Here is a 1594-nt window from a genome sequence, read left to right on the forward strand (position 1 = left end):
GCCCTCCTAATCGGTCGTATTTCCACTGCTCTTGCGGACATCGTCGTTCATCCTTCCCGATGCGAGAATATACTATGCTGTTCGCCACGGCACGCCTCCGCTCGCGGGCTTCGAGTTCCGATGCGCCTTGCACTCCTCCGCGCTCTGCGACGGGGTGTTCCGGCTGCACGTCGGCAGCGCTCGAACCGTCGCGGCGCACTTTTCCATCGGATTGACGGAGCATCGTCACAGGCAATCGAGCGCGGTCCGGCCGTCTTCCGATCGGCACAGCCGCAGGCAAGATAACGTGCGTTCCGTCGGTCCTGGTCTGCATCGGTCCTCATCCGCCGAGGGCGGATCTCCATGTTCAGAATGGCGTCCGTCAGTTGCGGGCGCGCTGCATGTCTCGTGTCAGCAAGTTGCTCATCGGTGGGCTCCCAGGAGCTTGCGATCCTTGGTGTGCGCCCGCTGCGCGGCGTCGGCAGTGCTCGCTGCCGGATCGCCGAGATAGAAGGTGCCGTCGCTCCACATGGCGTGCATGATGACGGCCAGTTTGCGGGCCACGGCGACGCACGCCTTGCGATGGCAGGAGCGCTTGGCGATCTCCTGGCCCCAGGCCTTCACCTTGTCCTTGCCCTTGAAGCGGGTCAGCAGTCCCGATGCCGCCTCGTAGAGCGCGCGGCGCACATCAGAGTCCCCAGCCTTTGAGATACGCCCCTGCACGTCGATCGATGTGCCCGACTGCCATCGCCTGGACGTCAGCCCGAAATAGGCGGCAACGTCGCGCGAGCGGCGGAAGCGGGACGGGTCGTCGATCGCCGTCATGAAGCTGAGCGCCGTCACCGGCCCGACGCCTGGGATCGCCATGAAGCGCCGGCACAGCTCGCTTTGCGCCACCAGCTTCACGACGAGATCGTGCAGCCGGCAATACTCCTTCCACAGCGCGGCGCGCGCCGACAGCATGGCGTCCATGAGCTCGCAGGACAGCGGATCGTCGGCCACCGCCTCCCGCACCGCCTGGTCGAACTTGCCGCGCGAGGTGCCACCGAGCTTGATCCCGAAGCTCTTCAGCGAGTGGCGGATGGCGTTCTCGAGATCGAGGAACTTGCGCTTCAGGTTGCGTCGATGCGTCAGCAGCAGGCGCATCCGGTAGCAGCTTTCCGTCTTCACGTGCGCCTGGCGGAACCAGCCTGTGCGCATGATGTGGGCGATCCCGAGGGCGTCCGCTGCGTCGGTCTTGTTGCGCTGGGCCGACATCGCGGCCCGCACATGCTGCGTCTCCAGGCAGATCGCCGGCAGGCCGAGCTTCTTGAGCTCGGGATGGAGCCAGGGCGACAGCGAGCCGGCCTCGTGGCCGACACGCTTCAATCGCCCAACGAAGGGCTTCAGCACCGCCAGCAACGCCTCCGGCTCGGTCGCCACCTTCACCGTCAGATGTACTTCACCGCGATCATCGACGACGCACACCGCCGTCTCCTCGATGGCCACGTCCAGCCCGCAAAAGAAGTCCATCACCCGCCTCCTGCGTTGCGTAACGCGGGAGATTTTACCGGGCGGCGAAGCTGTTGGTGGCGCGCTCTTCGGCGGGGAACCGTCCTGCCGATTACGGGCGGCA

Annotated in this window: 1 protein-coding gene; it reads right to left on the reverse strand. The window is 65.8% G+C overall.

What is annotated here, in order from left to right; translation table 11 throughout:
• Positions 1 to 402 precede the first annotated feature (402 nt).
• The gene (locus AC2W7M_RS25135; RefSeq protein ID WP_012112611.1) at positions 403 to 1491 is read right to left on the reverse strand and encodes an IS110 family RNA-guided transposase; all 1089 of its coding nucleotides are present in this window, start codon (positions 1489 to 1491) and stop codon (positions 403 to 405) included.
• Positions 1492 to 1594 lie beyond the last annotated feature (103 nt).

It is taken from the genome of Xanthobacter sp. BG11Y11_SDJG, from assembly GCF_057364445.1.